Source organism: Pseudomonas siliginis (assembly GCF_019145195.1).
Lineage (GTDB): Bacteria > Pseudomonadota > Gammaproteobacteria > Pseudomonadales > Pseudomonadaceae > Aquipseudomonas > Aquipseudomonas siliginis.
In genome coordinates this window covers 240,120-259,359 of the sequence record NZ_JAHSTW010000010.1, presented here as the reverse complement: position 1 = coordinate 259,359, position 19,240 = coordinate 240,120, and the positions used below count along the sequence as shown (strand labels likewise).

15 protein-coding genes are annotated in these 19,240 nt (G+C 59.3%); 3 read left to right on the top strand and 12 right to left on the bottom strand.

The features are described 5' to 3' along the window. Positions 1–343 precede the first annotated feature (343 nt). The 4 genes from KVG87_RS20710 to KVG87_RS20695 are packed head-to-tail and all read right to left on the bottom strand — an operon-like array spanning position 344 to position 3,768. Positions 344–1,501: an osmoprotectant ABC transporter ATP-binding protein OsmV gene (locus KVG87_RS20710; protein WP_016771732.1), complete on the bottom strand. Its 1,158-nt coding sequence runs from the start codon at positions 1,499–1,501 to the stop codon at positions 344–346. After that, positions 1,498–2,151: an ABC transporter permease gene (locus KVG87_RS20705; protein WP_039759484.1), complete on the bottom strand. Its 654-nt coding sequence runs from the start codon at positions 2,149–2,151 to the stop codon at positions 1,498–1,500. Before KVG87_RS20705 ends, KVG87_RS20710 begins: the two co-directional genes overlap by 4 nt. Positions 2,152–2,164: 13 nt before the next feature. Further along, complete coding sequence (locus KVG87_RS20700) at positions 2,165–3,058, bottom strand: glycine betaine ABC transporter substrate-binding protein (protein ID WP_016771730.1); 894 nt, start codon at positions 3,056–3,058, stop codon at positions 2,165–2,167. A gap of 20 nt (positions 3,059–3,078) precedes the next feature. Next, positions 3,079–3,768, bottom strand: coding sequence for an ABC transporter permease (locus tag KVG87_RS20695; protein ID WP_166554532.1), 690 nt, complete (start codon positions 3,766–3,768; stop codon positions 3,079–3,081). Positions 3,769–4,125: 357 nt separating this feature from the next. On the opposite strand from KVG87_RS20695, the gene KVG87_RS20690 reads away from it, so the two are divergent. The 3 genes from KVG87_RS20690 to KVG87_RS20680 all read left to right on the top strand — a co-directional run bounded on the left by KVG87_RS20690 (position 4,126) and on the right by KVG87_RS20680 (position 7,742). After that, the gene (locus KVG87_RS20690) at positions 4,126–5,709 is read left to right on the top strand and encodes a peptide chain release factor 3 (RefSeq protein ID WP_016771727.1); all 1,584 of its coding nucleotides are present in this window, start codon (positions 4,126–4,128) and stop codon (positions 5,707–5,709) included. A gap of 479 nt (positions 5,710–6,188) precedes the next feature. Continuing rightward, on the top strand, positions 6,189–7,319 hold the full coding sequence (locus KVG87_RS20685; RefSeq protein WP_225930951.1) for an MFS transporter: 1,131 nt from the start codon (positions 6,189–6,191) through the stop codon (positions 7,317–7,319). 159 nt (positions 7,320–7,478) lie between these two features. Then, entirely contained in the window at positions 7,479–7,742 is a 264-nt protein-coding gene (locus tag KVG87_RS20680; RefSeq protein ID WP_217852339.1) for a hypothetical protein, read from the top strand. Positions 7,743–7,950: 208 nt separating this feature from the next. On the opposite strand, the gene KVG87_RS20675 is transcribed toward KVG87_RS20680, so the two are convergent. The 8 genes from KVG87_RS20675 to KVG87_RS20640 form a co-directional block, all read right to left on the bottom strand. Next, positions 7,951–8,931, bottom strand: coding sequence for a peptide ABC transporter ATP-binding protein (locus KVG87_RS20675; protein ID WP_217852337.1), 981 nt, complete (start codon positions 8,929–8,931; stop codon positions 7,951–7,953). Then, positions 8,931–9,899, bottom strand: a complete 969-nt coding sequence (locus KVG87_RS20670) for an ABC transporter ATP-binding protein (protein WP_217852335.1) — start codon at positions 9,897–9,899, stop codon at positions 8,931–8,933. Before KVG87_RS20670 ends, KVG87_RS20675 begins: the two co-directional genes overlap by 1 nt. Positions 9,900–9,909: 10 nt before the next feature. Then, positions 9,910–10,836 (bottom strand): ABC transporter permease subunit, encoded by a 927-nt coding sequence (locus KVG87_RS20665; RefSeq protein ID WP_016771721.1) that lies wholly within the window; start codon positions 10,834–10,836, stop codon positions 9,910–9,912. A gap of 11 nt (positions 10,837–10,847) precedes the next feature. Then, the gene (locus tag KVG87_RS20660; RefSeq protein WP_016771720.1) at positions 10,848–11,858 is read right to left on the bottom strand and encodes an ABC transporter permease subunit; all 1,011 of its coding nucleotides are present in this window, start codon (positions 11,856–11,858) and stop codon (positions 10,848–10,850) included. Between the two features lie 73 nt (positions 11,859–11,931). Continuing rightward, a complete protein-coding gene (locus tag KVG87_RS20655; RefSeq protein ID WP_122699945.1) occupies positions 11,932–13,527 on the bottom strand; it encodes an ABC transporter substrate-binding protein in 1,596 nt (531 codons plus the stop codon). Between the two features lie 77 nt (positions 13,528–13,604). Continuing rightward, positions 13,605–15,026, bottom strand: a complete 1,422-nt coding sequence (locus KVG87_RS20650) for an OprD family porin (RefSeq protein WP_217852333.1) — start codon at positions 15,024–15,026, stop codon at positions 13,605–13,607. A gap of 176 nt (positions 15,027–15,202) precedes the next feature. Continuing rightward, complete coding sequence (locus KVG87_RS20645; protein WP_217852332.1) at positions 15,203–16,801, bottom strand: ABC transporter substrate-binding protein; 1,599 nt, start codon at positions 16,799–16,801, stop codon at positions 15,203–15,205. 300 nt (positions 16,802–17,101) lie between these two features. Further along, the gene (locus KVG87_RS20640) at positions 17,102–18,727 is read right to left on the bottom strand and encodes an ABC transporter substrate-binding protein (protein ID WP_016771716.1); all 1,626 of its coding nucleotides are present in this window, start codon (positions 18,725–18,727) and stop codon (positions 17,102–17,104) included. Positions 18,728–19,240: the final 513 nt, after the last annotated feature.

Below are 19,240 nucleotides of genomic sequence, written 5' to 3'. Positions count from 1 at the left end.
TGTTCCCGGTGAATTTTCGAGTGTTAAACATATCTGCACGTTCGTGGCTTTTGTCGGCTAGATCGCAGGTAAGTGTGATAGCGGCAACATCGGCGACGTTGGCGTCGAGAGAGGGTGTTGAAGGGGGATTTGGACCTTGAAGAAGCTGAATTGACGACGCGCTTGCAGGAGAGGCTGTTGAGATTCTTTGTCACCCAGTGAAGATCAACAAAATTGCGTAGAGCCTGTGGGAGCGAGCCTGCTCGCGAAGGCATTTTCACAGCCGCCATCAGCGTCGACTGATATTGCGCTTTCGCGAGCAGGCTCGCTCCCACAGGGATCGGGTTTCAACCACGCAGACGGATTATGCGACCACCGTCTCAGCCGGCGAGACGATACTGGTCTTCATTCCGCGCGAACGTCCCGAGCTGAGGTATGCCGCGATCGATTCCTGCGTCACCTCACCGAGGAATACCCGTTCGGCATCCATCACCGGCAGCCAGGCGCGGTTGAACTCGTACATGCGCGACAACAGGATGCGCAGGTGCTCGTCGTACGCTGCGGTGGCGTTGAACTCACGCAGGAATTGCGCGCAGGTGCCGGTCTGGCGATGCAGGTCGCGACGGCGCACGTAACCCAGCGCCTTGTTCTCGGCACAGGTGACCACCACGTAGCGACGGTCATGCTCGTCCATCAACTCCAGCGCATCGGCCACTGGCGTCTCCGGACTTACCGACGGCGCGTTGTCCGCCGCGTCTTCGGCCTTCACCAACAGCAGGCGTTTGAGCGTGCTGTCCTGGCCGACGAAGTTGCTGACGAAATCATCCGCCGGATGCGCCAGCAGGGTGTCCGGATGGTCGATCTGCAGCAGCTTGCCGGCGCGGAAAATGGCGATCTTGTCGCCCAGCTTGATGGCTTCGTCGATGTCGTGGCTGACCATGATCACGGTCTTGTTCAGCGCGCGCTGCATTTCGAAGAATTCGTTCTGGATCATCTCGCGGTTGATTGGGTCGACCGCCCCAAACGGCTCGTCCATCAACAGCAGCGGCGCATCAGCGGCCAAGGCGCGGATCACGCCGATACGCTGTTGCTGACCACCGGACAATTCACGCGGGTAGCGATGCAGATACTGCTTGGGCTCGAGCTTGATCATGCTCATCAGTTCGCGGGCGCGGTCGTGGCATTTCTGTTTGTCCCAGCCGAGCAGTTTCGGCACCACGACGATGTTCTCTTCAATGGTCATGTTCGGGAACAGGCCGATCTGCTGGATCACATAGCCGATGTTGCGGCGCAGGGTCACCTCGTCGAGATCGGTGGTGTCTTCGCCGTTGATGAGGATCTTGCCCGAGGTCGGTTTGATCAGGCGGTTGATCATTTTCAGCGTGGTGCTTTTGCCGCAACCCGATGGCCCGAGGAACACGCAGATCTCGCCTTCATTGACGGTCAGGCTTACCGAATCCACGGCTTTGACATCTTTGCCGTTGCTTTGGAAAGTTTTGCTGAGGTTTTGAAGTTCGATCATTTCAGGAGTCCTTTTGGAGTCAACGAGCGTTGCAGCCATTGGAGAAACAGGTCGGCGAAAATCGCCAGAAGACTGACCAGCAGCGCGCCGACGATAAGCATCGACATGTCACTGCGGCTGATGGAGGCGAGGATCAACACACCGAGGCCGCCGGCGCCGATGGTCGCGGCGATGGTCATCACGCCGATGTTCATCACCACGGCGGTGCGCACACCAGCGAGGATTACCGGCACCGCAATCGGCAGCTCGACCATGCGCAGGCGCTGGCCGAAGGTCATGCCGATGCCGCGCGCGGCTTCGCGGATGCCCGGCTCGACGCCGGTCAGGGCGAGGTAGGTGTTGCGCATGATCGGCAGCAGCGAATAAAGGAACACGGCGGTGATCGCCGGCAGCGGCCCCAGGCCCTGGCCGAATTTGGAATAGAACGGCAGCAGCAGACCGAACAGGGCGATCGACGGCACGGTCAGCAGCACCGTGGCGCTGGCTTGCAGCGGGCCGGCGAGGGTGGGGAAGCGTGTCATCAGGATGCCCAGCGGCACGCCGATGACGATCGCCAGGGTTACGGCGATGCCGACCAGAGTGATGTGCTGCCAGGTCAGGTGCATCACCTGCTGCCAGTCGAGATGGGAAAAGGCGTTCAGAAATTCCATGACTTCTCCTCTCTTAATTCAGTGGGTGCTGGCGCAGGAAATCGGCGGCAACGGACGATGGACTTTCATGATCGACGTCGACCCGCGCGTTGAGCTGTCGCATGGTTTCGTCGTCGAACAGTTCGGCCAGCGGCTTGAGTTGTTCGGCCAGTTTCGGGTTGGCGTCGAGCGTGGCCTGACGCACCACGGGAGCGGCGGTGTAGTCGGGGAAGTAATGCTTGTCGTCTTCCAGCAATTTCAGGCCGAAGGCATTGAGACGGCCATCGGTGGTGTAGACCAGACCGGCAAACACCTGACCGTTGCGTAGCGCGGTGTAGACCAGGCCGGCGTCCATCTGGCGGATGTTCTTGCGGGTCAGGTTCATGTCGTAGAGCTTGACCATGCCGTCGAGACCGTCGGAGCGGTTGGCGAACTCGGTATCCAGCGCCACCAGGTGGTTGGTTTTGGCCTCGGCGCGCAGCACTTCGTTGAGCTGGCTGATATTGCCGATCTGCGGGTATTGCTCGGCGACTTTTTTCGGCAGCGCGAGGGCATAGGTGTTGCTGAATTTCGACGGCGTCAGCCAGACCAGGCCTTTTTTCGCGTCGAGTTCTTTGACCCGGGCGTAGGACTGCGCGCTGTCGAGTTTCTCGGTGACATGGTTATAGGCCACCAGCGACACGCCGGTGTATTCCCAGAGCAGGTCCAATTGGCCGCTTTCGTGGGCGCTGCGGGCGAGGTTGCTGCCCAGACCGCCGGTGATCTGCGCGTCGTAGCCTTTGCTGCGCAGGTATTGCGCGGTGATTTCGGCGAGCAGGGTCTGCTCTGTGAAGACCCGGGCGCCGAGGCGGATGACCGGTTTTTCAGCGGCTTGCGCGATTCCTGCGAACAGCAGGACGCAGCCTAAGATCAAGCTAAGTCGTTTCATAAATATTCCTTCGCAAAGCCTTAAGACGGGCGCAAACCGCGTTCCAGCCATAGGCGGCTGGCGAGGGTGACCACGCCATCGAGCAACAGCGCCAACAGCGCGGTGCACGCAGCGCCGAGCAGCAGTTGCGGCTGATTGTTCAGGGCGATGCCAGGGAAGATCAGGCTGCCGAGGCTGTTGGCGCCGATCAGGAACGCCAGCGGCGCGGTGCCGACGTTGATCGCCAGTGCGACCCGCACGCCACCGACGATGATCGGCACGGCGTTGGGCAATTCGACTTTCCACAGCACTTGGCGCGGGGTCATGCCGATGCCGACAGCGGCTTCTTTCAGCGAGCCCTGCACATTTTTCAGGCCTTCATAGGTGTTGCGCACGATCGGCAACAGCGAGGCGAGGAACAGGGCGAAGATCGCCGGGCCACTGCCGATGCCGAGGATGCCCAGCGCAATCGCGAGCACGGCCAGCGGTGGCACGGTGTTGCCGATATTGAATATCTGCATGAAGCGTTCGGCGCGGCCGACCATGCTCGGGCGGCTGAGGAAGATACCGGCGGGGATGCCCACGACAAGGGCGGCCAGCATGGAGGCGAGGACGAGAATCAGATGAGCTTGCAGGTAAAACAACAAATCGTCGCGGTAGTGTTCGATCGTGTTGATGCCGATCCAGTGGACCAGCAGGGCCAGGAGCGCGATCACCACCGCACCTCCCATCAGCCCTTTGCCATAGCGGATAGCCACAGGCGGACTCCTTTTTTTGTAGTCTGCGAGCGCTGCTCCGCGTGGCAAGCCATTCCTGGCTGCCGGAGTCAGCGTTCGCGAAAAATAGCCGTTTTCCAGCACCGGCCAAGCGGTGCGAAAGCGAGCCATGAGCGCAGCCTCGTCAGGCTAACTTGCTGATTTTTCAGCCCCTGACGAAAGTTCGTAACAGGGGATGGACGTCTCCGTGCTTTAAAAGGTTCCCATCTGAGGCAGCATTTGGCCACCCTTAATGTGCTCAACGGTTCGGTTATTGCAGCGAGTTGGGCTATAATCGCGGCCCTTTTTTGAATCACCGCCAGGCGATTTCCCATGACCCAACAGGCCGCCGAAGTCGCGAAACGCCGCACTTTCGCCATTATTTCCCACCCCGATGCCGGTAAAACCACGATCACCGAAAAGCTCCTGTTGATGGGCAAGGCGATTGCAGTGGCCGGTACGGTGAAATCCCGTAAATCCGATCGCCATGCCACATCCGACTGGATGGAGATGGAGAAGCAGCGGGGTATTTCCATTACCACGTCGGTCATGCAGTTCCCCTATCGCGAACACATGATCAACCTGCTCGACACTCCGGGCCACGAAGACTTCTCCGAAGACACCTACCGCACCCTGACAGCGGTGGACTCGGCCTTGATGGTGCTCGACGGCGGTAAGGGTGTAGAGCCACGGACCATTGCGCTGATGGACGTCTGCCGTCTGCGTGACACACCGATTGTCAGCTTCATCAACAAACTCGACCGTGACATCCGCGACCCGATCGAACTGCTCGACGAGATCGAAGCCGTTCTGAAAATCAAGGCTGCGCCGATCACCTGGCCGATCGGTTGCTACCGCGATTTCAAGGGCGTGTATCACCTGGCCGACGACTACATCATTGTCTACACCGCCGGTCACGGTCACGAGCGCACCGAAACCAAGATCATCGAGAAACTCGACTCCGACGAGGCGCGCGCGCACTTGGGCGATGAGTACGAGCGCTTCATCGAACAGCTGGAGCTGGTGCAGGGCGCCTGCCACGAATTCAACCAGCAGGAATTCCTCGACGGTCAACTGACCCCGGTATTTTTCGGTACCGCGCTGGGCAACTTCGGTGTCGACCACGTGCTCGATGCTGTCGTCGATTGGGCGCCGCGTCCGCTGGCCCGTGTCGCCAACGAGCGTACTGTCGAGCCGGTCGAAGAGAAGTTCTCGGGCTTCATCTTCAAGATCCAGGCGAACATGGACCCGAAACACCGCGACCGCATCGCCTTCATGCGTATCTGCTCCGGCAAGTACGAAAAAGGCATGAAGATGCGCCACGTGCGTACCGGCAAGGACGTGCGCATCGGCGACGCCCTGACCTTCTTCTCTTCCGAGCGTGAGCAACTGGAAGAGGCCTACGCCGGCGACATCATCGGTCTGCACAACCACGGCACGATCCAGATCGGCGACACCTTCAGCGAAGGCGAAGTCCTCGGTTTCACCGGTATTCCGCACTTCGCCCCGGAACTGTTCCGTCGCGTGCGTCTGCGTGATCCGCTGAAATCCAAGCAGTTGCGTCAGGGCTTGCAGCAGTTGGCGGAAGAGGGCGCGACGCAGGTGTTCTTCCCCGAGCGCAGCAACGACATCATTCTCGGCGCCGTCGGTGTGCTGCAGTTCGATGTGGTCGCCAGCCGCTTGAAAGAGGAATACAAAGTCGAGTGCTCGTATGAGCCGATCACCGTGTATTCGGCGCGCTGGATCGAGTGCGACGACAAGAAGAAGCTTGAGGAGTTTTCCAACAAGGCGGTGGAGAACCTTGCGCTGGATGGCGGTGGTCACCTGACTTACCTAGCGCCGACGCGGGTGAATCTGGCGTTGATGGAAGAGCGCTGGCCGGATGTGAAATTCCGTGCGACGCGGGAGCATCATTAAGGTTTGAGGTGTTTTTCTGAAAGCCCCTGAGGTGTAGGCCTTGGGGGCTTTTTTATGGGCTGCCGGTTTTGGTCTTGGCTTTTGGGCCGAGCATGGTCTGTCTTCATAACGTGCGCTGGGTTGGAGAACAATACGTCGCTTGAAATCCATTTTGAAGACACGACATGCGCACATGTCGTCGTCAGCGACATGAGATCATGACGTGTCGTCAAAATCTCAAAAAAGCGACACGTAGAGCGCACATGTTTCGGTTGTTGGAGAGTGCGAAGCTGAAAAGCAAGGTCAAAAGCCCGCACTCTGCGGCATTTCCTACAGTGTGTTGTAGGGCGGATCCTTTTTTCCGTGTTTTGGATGTGCTGGTATGCGACAACCGCCATGCTGACCGGTAGTGTTCCAGTCCCTGCAAGTCGTTCGAAGAGGTCAATGGAGTGACAAGTCGGCTGAATCCCCTGTTGCTTCTTAAAGGCTATTTCACCCCCATGGCCTGGGTCCTCGCGGCGCTGTTGTTCATCAACCGCCTCAGCGCCATGGTCAAGCTGTTCATGGCGCTGTACCTGCGTCAGGAGCTGGGTCTGGCGATTGAAACCGTGGGCTGGTTGCTTTCAGCCTATGGCGCCGGGTTGCTGGTCGGTTCGATGCTCGGCGGCTGGCTCAGTGATCATGTGCGCACGGCGCGGCTGATGGCGGCGTTGTTTTTCGTTTCGGTGTGGGTGCTGATGCTGTTGGGGCTGGTGACGCAGGTGCCGTGGCTGGCCGCTTTGCTGTTGCTCAGCGGTGTGATCGACGGCGCGATTCGGACGTTGCATCAGCGGCTGATCATGGAGTATTGCGAAGTCGCGCAACGTTCCCGTGCGCAAGCGCTGAGTCGGGTCGCGCGTAATCTGGGCATGGCCGCTGCCGGGGTGGCGGGCGGAGTGTTGGCGCAGGCGGATTTTCGGTGGGTGTTTTTTGCCAGTTCAGCGATGACGATGCTGGCGTTGCTGTGGTTCGTGCGCACGACGTGGCGGCGGCCGGTGCTGGTGGTTGAACACGAATCGACCTATGGCTCAAGCCTGCCGTATCGCGACAAGCCGTTCCTCTGGCTGCTGGCGGCGACGGCCGTGCTCGGCATCGCGTTCGACACGGTCTACAGCACGCTGGGCAATTATCTGCGTGATTTCTACCACCTGAGCACAGAGGCGATCGGTTGGCAGTTCGGGCTCAATGCGCTGTTGGTGATCGCGTTGCAGATTCCGCTGTCGCATTCGGTCGAGCGTTGGGGCTCGCGTTGGCAAATGCTCGTCGGCAGTGTGCTGTTAGCCTGCGGATTGGGCATGTTGCCGTTCGGTTCCGGGTTGGCTTTTGTCTGCCTGTCGACGCTGATCTGGACGCTGGGCGAGGCGCTGTTCATGCCGCCATTGAATGTGCTGGCGATGCAGTTTGCCCAGAGCGGCAAGAGCGGTCAGTACTTCGGGCTGTTCTTCATGAGCTGGAGTGCCAGCGCGCTGTTGTCGCCGGTGCTCAGCGGTCAACTCTACGGCGAGTTTGGCGGGCACAGTGTGTGGCTGATGAGTGCGCTGCTGGTGCTGCTCTCTATTCCGTTGACCTGGCAGGCCACGCGTGGCGCTTAGCTGTTTCAGTTATCGGGGTTATTCGAAAGCAATCTGGCGGTCGATGGCATTTCTGCCTGCGCGGTCGCGTCCTAAGTGGTGAGCCGGTCGGATCGCAACTAGATTTCACATCGAGCCAGTCCGGCAAGCATGTCTTAGCGCAACAGGATGGAGTCGGCCATGAAAAGCAGATTGCTACGGGTTTTGATGTTGTTGAAAGTGATGGTGATGCTATCCCTCGGCACCGCAACGGCGTGGGCCGAGTGCGAGGATCACGAATCTCAAGCGTTCAATGGGCAGGTCGGGCATAGCGGGCTGATGCTGGCTAAATCCGAGTCGGAGCCGGGGGACATGAATCAGGGCGGCAGCGCCGATGACGACGACTCGATGACCGATGAGCCGGACAGCGATGATCCGGATGACGAAGGCGATAGCCAGACGTAGATAGTCGACCAAAGAAAAACCCCTTCTGCCTCGACTGATGCGCAATCGAGGTGGAGGGGGTTTTGTTATCGCATGAATTCTTGAATCAACACGAACTCCCTGTGGGAGCGAGCCTGCTCGCGAAAGCGTCATTTCAGTCGACATTGTTGTTGACTGTTACACCGCATTCGCGAGCAGGCTCGCTCCCACTTGAGATATTTCTCGGGCCTTATGCCGCGCCGTCGAGAAACTGCTCGGCGTAGTGGCAAGCCACCTGCCGATTATCCAGTTCACGCAACAGCGGCTCTTCCGTGGTGCAACGCTCGGTCGCGTACGGGCAGCGCTTGTGGAAAGCACAGCCCGGTGGCGGGTTGAGCGGGTTGGGCAGTTCGCCGACGATCTTGATTTTCGGCTTGTTCGGGTCCGGGTGAATGGTCGGGGTCGCCGACAGCAGGGCCTGGGTGTACGGGTGCAGCGGGCGTTCGTAGATGTCGTTTTTCGGTCCCAGTTCTACCGGGCGGCCGAGGTACATCACCATCACGTCATCGGCCACGTGCTGCACCACCGCGAGGTTGTGCGAGATGAACACGTAGGCGGTGTTGAACTCCTGCTGCAAATCCATGAACAGGTTCAGCACCTGGGCCTGAATCGAAACGTCCAGCGCCGAAGTCGGTTCGTCCGCGACCAGCACTTTCGGTTGCAGCATCATTGCCCGCGCCAGAGCGATACGCTGGCGCTGACCGCCGGAGAACATGTGCGGATAGCGCTGGTAATGCTCAGGGCGCAAGCCGACCTGCTTCATCATCGCCTGGACTTTCTCGCGACGTTCGATGGCCGACAGCTTGGTGTTGATCAGCAGCGGCTCGGCCAGTTGATCACCGATTTTCTGCCGTGGGTTCAACGACGCGTACGGGCTCTGAAACACCATCTGCACGTCTTTACGCAATTGCTTGCGTTCGGCCTTGTCGGCGCCGGCAACTTCCTGACCGGCGATCTGCAGCGAGCCCGACGACGGCTCTTCGATCAGCGTCAGGGCGCGGGCGAGGGTGGATTTGCCGCAGCCCGACTCACCCACTACGGCGAGGGTCTTGCCGGCTTCCAGTTCGAACGACACGCCGTTGAGCGCGCGCACGGTGGCGTGGCCCTTGAACAGGCCACGGGAGACTTCGTAGTGACGGGTCAGGTCGCGGGCGGTAAGTACGACGGCCATTACGCCACCTCCTGGTTCAGCGGGTAGAAGCAGCGGGCGAGGCTGTTGGCTTTCGGATCAAGGCCCGGACGCTGGGTGCGGCAGTTGTCCTGCACGTACGGGCAGCGCGGCGACAGCAGGCAACCCTGTGGTCGGTCGTAACGGCCCGGGACGATGCCCGGCAAGGTCGACAGGCGTGAGGCGCCGAGGCTGTGCTCGGGAATCGCCTTGAGCAGCGCTTCGCTGTACGGGTGCGCCGGGATGTCGAACAGTTGCGGCACCTGACCGACTTCAACCGCCTGGCCGGCATACATCACGCAGACGCGCTGGGCGGTTTCAGCCACGACCGCAAGGTCGTGGGTGATCAGCACCAGGCCCATGTTCTCCTCTTTCTGCAACGCCAGCAGCAGATCCATGATCTGCGCCTGAATCGTCACGTCCAGCGCGGTGGTCGGTTCGTCGGCGATCAACAGTTTCGGCTCGCCGGCAATCGCCATGGCGATCGCGACGCGTTGGCTCATACCGCCAGACAGTTGATGCGGATAGGCCTCCATACGACTGGCGGCGCCCGGGATCTCGACTTTTTCCAGCAGTTCGATGGCACGCTTGCGCGCTTGCTTGCCAGACATTTTCAGGTGCAGGCGCAGCACTTCCTCGATCTGGAAACCGACAGTGTAGCTCGGGTTCAGCGCGGTCATCGGATCCTGGAAGACCATCGACAGGTCTTTGCCGACGATCTGCCGACGCTGACGATTGCTCAGCTTGAGCATGTCCTTGCCGTCGAAGCTGAGCGAGTCAGCGGTGACGATGCCGGGGTGCTCGATCAGGCCCATCAGCGCCATCATGGTCACGGATTTACCCGAACCCGACTCGCCAACGATGGCCAGCACTTCGCCTTTGTCGACTTTCAGGTCGAGGCCGTCGACCACCGGAGTCGCGGTCTTGTCGCCGAAGCGGACGTTGAGATTCTTGATTTCTAACAGTGACATTTGAATCTCCTCAGGCGGCGTTCTTGAGTTTCGGGTCCAGCGCATCGCGCAGGCCGTCGCCCATCAAGTTGATTGCCAGCACGCTGAGCAAAATGGTCAGACCAGGCAGGCTCACCACCCACCAGGCGCGTTCGATGTAGTCGCGGGCCGAGGCCAGCATGGTGCCCCACTCAGGGGTTGGCGGTTGTACGCCGAGGCCGAGGAAGCCCAGTGCGGCGGCATCGAGAATCGCCGAAGAGAAGCTCAGGGTTGCCTGCACGATCAGCGGCGCCATGCAGTTGGGCAGCACGGTGATGAACATCAGGCGCGGCAGACCGGCACCGGCCAGACGCGCGGCGGTGACGTAGTCGCGGTTCAGTTCGCCCATGACGGCGGCACGGGTCAGACGCACGTAGGACGGCAGGGAAACCACGGCAATCGCGATCACGGTGTTGATCAGGCCAGGGCCGAGGATGGCGACGATCGCCACGGCCAGCAGCAGCGACGGCAGGGCCAGCATGATGTCCATCAGACGCATGATGGTCGGGCCGACCACTTTCGGGAAGAAACCGGCGAACAGACCCAGCAGGATCCCCGGAATCAACGACATCACCACCGACGACAAGCCGATCAGCAGCGACAGGCGCGAGCCCTGGATCAGACGCGACAGCAGGTCACGGCCGAGTTCGTCGGTGCCGAGCAGGAATTGCATCTGCCCGCCCTCCAGCCACGCCGGTGGCGTCAGCAGGAAGTCACGGTATTGCTCGCTCGGGTTATGCGGCGCGACCCACGGCGCGAAGATCGCGCAGAAGATGATCAGCAGCATGAACAGCAGGCCGGCAACGGCGCCCTTGTTCTTGGAGAACGCTTGCCAGAATTCTTTGTACGGCGACGGGTACAGCAGGCTTTGATCCACGGCGGACGTGGCGGTGGCTACTGAGGATGTTGGAGTGCTCATGGGTATTGACCTCAGCGCTGATGACGGATGCGTGGGTTGGCAAAGCCGTAGAGGATGTCCACCACGAAGTTGACCAGAATCACCAGGCAGGCGATTAACAGGATGCCGTTTTGCACCACCGGATAGTCCCGGGCGCCGATGGCTTCGATCAGCCATTTACCGATGCCGGGCCAGGAGAAGATGGTTTCGGTCAGGACCGCACCGGCCAGCAAAGTACCGACTTGCAGACCTACAACCGTCAGCACCGGGATCAGTGCGTTGCGCAGACCATGCACGAACACCACGCGCGACGGCGACAGGCCTTTGGCTTTGGCGGTGCGGATGTAGTCTTCGCGCAGCACTTCGAGCATCGACGAACGGGTCATCCGTGCGATCACCGCCAGCGGAATGGTACCGAGCACGATGGCCGGCAGGATCAGGTGATGCAGGGCGTCGAAGAACGCGCCGACGTCATCGGCCAGCAGCGTGTCGATCAGCATGAAGCCGGTTTTCGGCTCGATGTCATACAGCAGGTCGATGCGCCCGGACACTGGGGTCCAGCCCAGGCTCACCGAGAAGAACATGATCAGGATCAGGCCCCACCAGAAGATCGGCATCGAATAGCCCGCGAGGGAGATGCCCATCACCCCGTGGTCGAACAGCGATCCTCGTTTAAGTGCCGCGATCACCCCGGCCAGAAGCCCGAGAATGCCAGCGAACAGCAGGGCGGCCATGGACAGTTCCAGGGTCGCCGGGAAAAGAGAGGTGAACTCGGTCCACACACTTTCACGGGTACGCAACGACTCACCGAGATCGCCCTGGGCCAGTTTGCCGATGTAGTCCAGATACTGGGCATACAGCGGCTTGTTCAGCCCCAGGCGTTCCATTGCCTGAGCGTGCATTTCGGGGTCGACCCGACGTTCGCCCATCATCACTTCCACGGGGTCGCCCGGAATCATGCGAATCAACGCGAAAGTCAGCAAGGTGATGCCGAAAAACGTGGGGATCAACAACCCCAGTCGGCGGGCAATAAAACTAAACATCTTGTGTGGTACCTCATCAGCCGGTTAGGCGTGTCCGGCGTCCCTCAGGTAAGGGACGCCGGGCGTTTCTTATCTACTTCACCTGGGTGGTGGCGAAGTTATTAGTGGTGAGAGGGCTGATGTGGTAGCCCTCTACATTGTTGCGCATTGCAGTGAACATCCGAGTATGGGCCATGCTGATCCATGGCTGGTCCTGATTAAACAGCACTTGGGCCTGTTCGTAGAGCGCGGCGCGTTCGGCCGGATCTACTTTAGCCCGCGCTTCATCCAGCAGTGCCTGGAATTTCTCGTTGCACCAGCGTGCGTAGTTTTCGCCGTTCTTGGCGGCCTCGCAACTGAGCATAGGCGTCAGGAAGTTATCCGGGTCGCCGTTGTCGCCCGCCCATCCGGCCGAGACCATGTCGTGCTCGCCGGCCTTGGCGCGCTTGAGCATCTCGCCCCATTCCATCACGCGGATGTCGATCTTGATCCCGACTTTCGCCAGGTCAGCCTGCATCATTTGCGCGCCGAGCATCGGGTTGGGGTTGGTCGGACCGCCGCCGTTACGGGTGAACAGGGTGAAGGTAGTGCCTTCCGGAACCCCGGCTTCCTTGAGCAGGGCGCGTGCCTTGTCGAGGTCGCGTGGCGGGTTCTTCAGATCATGGTTGTAGCCGAGCAGGGTCGGCGGGTACGGGTTGACCGCCACCGACGCGTTGCCCTTGCCGAACAGCGCGTTGACGTAGGCTTCCTTGTCGAACGCGATGTCGATGGCTTTGCGCACGCGTACGTCGCTCATGTACTTGTGCTGGGTGTTCATGGCGATGTACGAAACGGTCATCGCGTCCAGCTCGTCGACTTTCAGCTTGCTGTCTTTCTTGATGCTCGGGATGTCATCCGGTTTCGGATACAGCGCGACCTGGCACTCGTTGGCCTTGAGCTTTTGCAGGCGCACGTTGTTGTCGGTGGCGATCGCCAGGATCAACGCGTCGGCCGGTGGCTTGCCACGGAAATAATCCGGGTTGGCCTTGAAGCGCACCTGCGCATCCTTGGCGTAGCGCTGGAAGATGAACGGGCCGGTACCGATCGGCTTGTTGTTCAGATCGCCAGTCTTGTTGGCCTTAAGCAACTGGTCGGCGTATTCGGCCGGGTAGATCGACGAGAAGGCCATGGCGATGTCGGCCAGGAACGGCGCTTCGCGACGGGTCAGGGTGAACTTGACCGTGTTGTCGTCGACTTTTTCTACGCTTTTGAGCAGTTCCTTGAAGCCCATGCTTTCAAAGTACGGGAAGCCCACGCTCGACAGTTTGTGCCACGGGTGATTCGGGTCCAGCTGACGCTGGAAGCTCCAGACCACGTCGTCGGCGTTCATGTCGCGGGTCGGCTTGAAATATTCGGTGGTGTGAAACTTGACGCCTTTGCGCAGGTGGAACGTGTAGGTCAGGCCGTCTTCGCTGATGTCCCAAGACTCGGCGAGTGCCGGGATCACGTCGGTGGTGCCGGGCTTGAAATCGGCCAGGCGGTTGAAGATGGTTTCGGCCACAGCGTCCGCCGTGACTGCAGTTGTGTACTGGACCATATCGAAGCCTTCCGGGCTGGCTTCGGTGCAGACCACCAAGGGTTTGGCCGAGGCGCCGACAGCGACACTCAGCAACGCAGCCGCGATGGCCGCACGTAGGGGAAGCATTTTCATCGATAACCCTCTGCAATCGGTTGAAGACAGAAAACCGAACGGCCGACTCATCATGAGTCAGCCGTCGGTTGGCGTTTTTACAGAATGTTGAACGGGATGGTGGTCACGAGACGGAACTCGTTGATGTTGCCGTCAGCCTGATGCTCGCTGGCGCGGTGCGTGGTGTACGTCGCGCGAATCGCAGTGGCTTTGAGCGGGCCGCTTTGCACAGCGTAGGAAGCCCCGACACCGTATTCATAGTGAGACTCGCCATCCATCAGGCTCAGGTCGCCGCGCTTGGCGCCCGGATCGGTGTAGGCGGTGCCGCGGTAGTGAGTACCGTCGATGCCCCAACCGCGTGCCTGGTAGATGTTGAACTTCAGGCCTGGCACACCGTACTCGGCCATGTTGATGCCGTAGGCGATCTGAAACGACTTCTCGTTCGGGCCGTTGAAGTCCGACAGCAGGGAGTTGGCCAGGTAGATGCCGTTGGTTTCGTGCAGGTAGTCGAAGTACTCGTTACCGTTAACTTCCTGGTACGAGAACGTCAGGCTATGGGCCTGGTGAGTCAGACCCAGCGACAGCGAGTAGGTATCGTTGTCGATGTTGCCCATCAGCTTTTTGCCTTCGTCGACGGTCTTGTAGTAGTTCAGACCGGTGGTCAGGCTCAGCACCTGGCTGTCACCCAGTTCGTGGGTTGCGCCGAAGTAGTACTGGTTCCAGAAGTCTTCCACGTTGGAACCGTAAAAGCTGGTTTTCAGGCTCTTGAACGGTTGGTAGTTGACGCCGGCAACGTAAACCTTGTCGGTCTCCACGCCAGTGGCTGAATACTCGGTGCGAAATTTCGACAGGCTCTGCTCGGTACGAGGGGAAACGCGGTCGAAGCCACCCGCGTCGAACGACAGGTTGTTGAACTCTTCGCTGTGCAGGGTAATACCTTCAAAGCTCGAAGGCAGCGGACGGTTACCGATGACATCGACAATCGGCGTGCTGAAGTTCTGGCGGCCGGCAGTCAGGGTAGTGTTCGACACGCGGAACTTGACGTTGGCCAGACCCAGTTTGCTCCACTGGTCAACGGCGTCGCCGTCGGAATCCGCCAGAGTACGGTTGGAGCCGCCGGCGATGTCCTTGCGATCACGGTCGAGCACGATGGCGTTGTAAGCGGCGACTTCGGTGCTCACGCCCACGGTGCCTTGGGTGAAGCCCGAGGTGTAGTTGACGATGGTGCCTTGCACCCAGTTGATGCGACGCGCAGTCGGCGTCTTGACCAATGGCGAAGTATTCTTGTCGCTGTTTTTCACGTAGCTGAAACGGTCATCACGACGCTTCAGTTCGTTGGCGTACCAGTTACGGGTTGTACCGCCCAGGCTTTGTCCATCGATAAAGCCTTTGGCCTCGCTTTGGGCGCTGCTGCCGGCCAATGTGGTAGGGACGAACTCCTGACTTGCAGGTTCGGCGTACGCGGTAGCAGTGATGCTGCTGATGGCCAGAGCCAGGATCGCGGTGCTGCTCAGTTTCATGGGTGAAGCTCCTTTACTTTCTTTTTATCCCGGCTTTTTTTGGTATGCCGGTTATTGGTTTAGAACTCGTTCACACATCGCAAACGTTTGCAAAAAGCCGGATTGGCGAATTTAGGCAAAGCGCTTGCGTGAGGGGAGTAGACGGCTCCCCTCAGCATTGCGGCTAATCGGTTGGTTTAATCGATACTGACACCCGAGAACACGTTGCGGCCGGACGGGCTGACTTTGAACCCTTCGACCCGGGTGCTTAACGGCTGGTTGACCGTCGAGTGGGCGACAGGCGTGATCGGCACTTGCTGTTTAAGCAATTGCTGGGCCTGTTTATAAAGCACGGTGCGCTGGTCGCGGTCGGTGACGACCTTGGCCTGTTTGATCAGCTTGTCGTAAGCCGGGTCGCACCACATGGAGTAGTTGTTGCCGCCGATGGCGTCGCAGCTGTACAGCGTGCCCAGCCAGTTGTCCGGGTCCCCGTTGTCACCGGTCCAGCCGATCAGGCTGACGTCGTGCTCGCCGTTTTTGGTGCGCTTGATGTACTCGCCCCATTCGTAGCTGACGATCTTCACTTTCAGACCGATCTTGGCCCAGTCGGACTGGAGCATTTCGGCCATCAGCTTGGCGTTCGGGTTGTATGGACGCTGCACCGGCATCGCCCACAGGGTGATCTCGGTGCCTTCTTTCACGCCGGCGGCCTTGAGCAGTTCCTTGGCTTTTTCCGGGTTGTAGGCGGCGTCCTTGATGGTGTCGTCGTAGGACCACTGTGTCGGTGGCATGGCGTTGACGGCCAGTTGGCCGGCGCCTTGATAAACAGCGTTGAGAATTCCCTGTTTATTCACCGCCATGTCCAGCGCCTGACGCACTTCCAGTTGATCGAACGGCTTGTGGCGCACGTTGTAGGCGATGTAGCCGAGGTTGAAGCCCGGCTTGGAAATCAGTTGCAATTTCGGGTCGGCCTTCAGCGCTTCAACATCGGCAGGGCGCGGGTGCAGGGTGATCTGGCACTCGTTGGCCTTGAGCTTCTGCACACGTACCGAAGCGTCGGTGTTGATCGCGAAAATCAGGTTCTTCAGCTTGACCCGGCTCGGATCCCAGTACTGCGGGTTACCGGTGTAACGGATATTCGAGTCTTTCTGGTAGCTCTTGAATACGAACGGCCCGGTGCCGATCGGCTTCTGGTTGATGTCGCTCGGCTTGCCGTCGGCCAGCAGCTTGTCGGCGTATTCGGCAGACAGAATGGCGGCGAAGCTCATGGCGATGTTCTGGATGAACGCGGCGTCAACACTGTTGAGCGTGAACTCCACGGTCAGCGGCCCGGTCTTCTCGACCTTGGCGATGTTCTTGTTCAGGCTCATCCCGTTGAAGTACGGAAACTCGGTGGGATAGGCCTTGCGGAACGGCTGTTGCGCATCGAGCATGCGATTGAACGTGAACAGCACGTCGTCGGCGTTGAAATCCCGGCTCGGCTTGAAGTAAGGGGTTGTGTGAAATTTCACGCCTTCACGCAGGTGAAAGGTGTATTTCAGGCCATCTTCGGAAATGTCCCACTTGGTCGCCAGGCCCGGTACGACATTGGTCGCGCCTTTTTCAAACTCGACGAGGCGGTTGTACAGCGGCTCGGCGGCGTCGTTATCGGTGGCCGTCGTGTACTGCGCGGTATCGAAACCCGCCGGGCTGCCTTCCGAGCAGAACACCAGGCTGTCGCTGGCGGCGTAGCTTGCAGACGTGGCGGCCAACAGGCCGGCGCCCAACAGTGCGGAAAAAATCAAGGTATGGCGCATGACGCTCCCTCTTTTTAGTGTTGTGCAATGCGTCAGCGTCCCTATCCCGGGACTTTCTGGTCGCATTGAGCTCAATCCAATACGTACGGCAAAACCGGTGGCCCACGCAGACACTGGTCAGTACGCGACGGTAGGCACCGTGCCTCTGGCAGTAAATACGTAATTGCCTTAATGCTCGTAGGAAAAGTCGACGCACCTATACCGAAGCAATCATCTGCGGCGGATTTGGGTGTAGGCCTTTTCCTTTTTTCCCGGTAGATAAAGCAACGGCGACGTCAGAAACGCCGCCGTTGCAATGTCTTACTTGCTGACGCTGACGCCGTAGAAGGAATTCAGGCCAAATGGGCTGATCTTGAAATCCTGCACGTTGGCGCGCATGGGTTGATACACCGTCGAGTGAGCGATAGGTGTCATTGGAACTGCATCTTTGAGGACGTGTTGCGCCTGTTTGTACAGCTCGGTGCGCTTGCCCTGGTCAGTGGTGCGTTTGGCTTCTTTCACCAGGCCGTCGAACTTCTTGTCGCACCACTTGGAGAAGTTGTTGCCGCTCAGCGAGTCGCAGCCAAACAGAACGTTGAGCCAGTTGTCCGGATCACCATTGTCACCGCTCCAGCCAATGATCATGGCCTGGTTCTCGCCACCTTTGGAACGCTTGATGTACTCGCCCCACTCGTAGCTGGTGATCTTCACTTTCAAGCCGATCTTGGCCCAGTCGGACTGGAGCATTTCAGCCATCAGTTTGGCGTTCGGGTTGTACGGACGCTGCACCGGCATCGCCCACAGGACGATCTCGGTACCTTCCTTGACGCCGGCTTCCTTGAGCAGCTGTTTGGCTTTCTCAGGGTCGTACTTGGCATCCTTGATGGTGGTGTCGTAGGACCACTGGGTCGGCGGCATGGCGTTGACCGCCAGTTGGCCCGCGCCCTGGTAAACCGAATCGATGATCTGCGGCTTGTTCACGGCCATGTCCAGCGCCTGACGCACGCGCAGGTCAGCGAGCGGGTTGGCCTCGTTGCTGCCCTTGACCTTGTCCATCACGTTGTAAGCGATGTAGCCCAGGTTGAAGCCAGCCTGATCCGGCATCTTCAGCGACTTGTCTTCTTTCAGCGCTTTCAGATCGGCCGGACGCGGGAACAGGGTGACCTGGCACTCGTTCTTTTTCAGCTTCTGGATACGTACCGACGGGTCGGTGGTGATAGCGAAGATCAGGTTGTCGATCTTCACGTCTTCAGGCTTCCAGTAATCCTTGTTGCCGGTGTAACGGATGTTCGAGTCTTTCTGGTAGCTCTTGAACACGAACGGGCCGGTGCCTATCGGCTTCTGGTTGATGTCGGCGGCTTTGCCATCCTTGAGCAGTTGGGCCGCATATTCGGCGGACTGCACGGAAGCGAAGCTCATGGCCATGTTCTGGATGAACGCGGCGTCGACTTCTTTCAGGGTGAACTTGACGGTGTGGTCGTCGACTTTATCGATCTTGGTGATGTTGGTGTCCATCCCCATGTCGGTGAAGTACGGGAATTCGGTCGGGTACGCCTTACGGAACGGGTCGTCCTTGTTGATCATGCGGTTGAACGTAAACAGCACGTCGTCGGCGTTGAATTCACGAGTCGGCTTGAAATACGGGGTGGTGTGGAACTTGACGCCTTCACGCAGGTGGAAGGTGTAGGTCAGGCCATCGTCGGAAATGTCCCACTTGGTCGCCAGGCCAGGAATCACGGCGGTGCCGCCGCGCTCGAACTGGGTCAGGCGGTTGAACATGGTTTCGGCTGAGGCGTCGAAGTCGGTTCCGGTGGTGTACTGGCCTGGATCAAAACCGGCCGGGCTCCCTTCGGAGCAGAACACCAGGTTAGTCGCAGCGGTGGCGAAAGGTGCGGAGGCTAACAAGCCTGCGCCGACTAGAAACGGAATGACCGCGTGTTTAAGCATGTTGGCCTCATGATTTGTTGTCATTTTTTAGTTGTGAGGTACGACCTCGTGAGTCGTGCCTGCGGATACTTATGCAGGCCCCATACCCAATGCAAGATCCAGAGCGGTCGGCGGCGTTAAACGGTGGCACGAACGTACCTTAATGTCGCATCCGTATAACTTTTGACGCATTTGACCGTTTGCGGGTGGTTTTTGCGGTGCATTCGGGGCACTGAAATGGTGCGCTTGAGGTGTCGGGTGCGCTTGGGTGGGGCTTGGTGTTACTTATTTATACCCTTGGGGATAGGCAGGCTTGAGGGGTTTTTGGGGTGGCTCAGGGTGGGGTGGATTGGGGCAGGGATTGGGGAGTTTTACTTGGTGCAACTGGGTGTTTCGATTGGTGGCACCTTGGCGGCCTTTGGGCCGACCCGGCTCTTGGGTTTTGGGTGTATATCCTTTTCTGCGGGTGTTGCGGATTGCGGTTCCGCCCTTACGGCGGGTCACCTTTTTCAAACGCCAAAAAGGTAACCGAAA

Bases quoted from the DNA above. Each gene is read 5' to 3' on its own strand.
- KVG87_RS20700 (WP_016771730.1), bottom strand. From the start codon at position 3,058: ATGAAACGACTTAGCTTGATCTTAGGCTGCGTCCTGCTGTTCGCAGGA.
- KVG87_RS20665 (WP_016771721.1), bottom strand. From the start codon at position 10,836: ATGAGCACTCCAACATCCTCAGTAGCCACCGCCACGTCCGCCGTGGAT.
- KVG87_RS20655 (WP_122699945.1), bottom strand. From the start codon at position 13,527: ATGAAAATGCTTCCCCTACGTGCGGCCATCGCGGCTGCGTTGCTGAGT.
- KVG87_RS20695 (WP_166554532.1), bottom strand. From the start codon at position 3,768: ATGGGAGGTGCGGTGGTGATCGCGCTCCTGGCCCTGCTGGTCCACTGG.
- KVG87_RS20670 (WP_217852335.1), bottom strand. From the start codon at position 9,899: ATGTCACTGTTAGAAATCAAGAATCTCAACGTCCGCTTCGGCGACAAG.
- KVG87_RS20650 (WP_217852333.1), bottom strand. From the start codon at position 15,026: ATGAAACTGAGCAGCACCGCGATCCTGGCTCTGGCCATCAGCAGCATC.
- KVG87_RS20710 (WP_016771732.1), bottom strand. From the start codon at position 1,501: ATGATCGAACTTCAAAACCTCAGCAAAACTTTCCAAAGCAACGGCAAA.
- KVG87_RS20705 (WP_039759484.1), bottom strand. From the start codon at position 2,151: ATGGAATTTCTGAACGCCTTTTCCCATCTCGACTGGCAGCAGGTGATG.
- KVG87_RS20690 (WP_016771727.1), top strand. From the start codon at position 4,126: ATGACCCAACAGGCCGCCGAAGTCGCGAAACGCCGCACTTTCGCCATT.
- KVG87_RS20660 (WP_016771720.1), bottom strand. From the start codon at position 11,858: ATGTTTAGTTTTATTGCCCGCCGACTGGGGTTGTTGATCCCCACGTTT.
- KVG87_RS20675 (WP_217852337.1), bottom strand. From the start codon at position 8,931: ATGGCCGTCGTACTTACCGCCCGCGACCTGACCCGTCACTACGAAGTC.
- KVG87_RS20685 (WP_225930951.1), top strand. From the start codon at position 6,189: ATGGCCTGGGTCCTCGCGGCGCTGTTGTTCATCAACCGCCTCAGCGCC.
- KVG87_RS20680 (WP_217852339.1), top strand. From the start codon at position 7,479: ATGAAAAGCAGATTGCTACGGGTTTTGATGTTGTTGAAAGTGATGGTG.
- KVG87_RS20645 (WP_217852332.1), bottom strand. From the start codon at position 16,801: ATGCGCCATACCTTGATTTTTTCCGCACTGTTGGGCGCCGGCCTGTTG.
- KVG87_RS20640 (WP_016771716.1), bottom strand. From the start codon at position 18,727: ATGCTTAAACACGCGGTCATTCCGTTTCTAGTCGGCGCAGGCTTGTTA.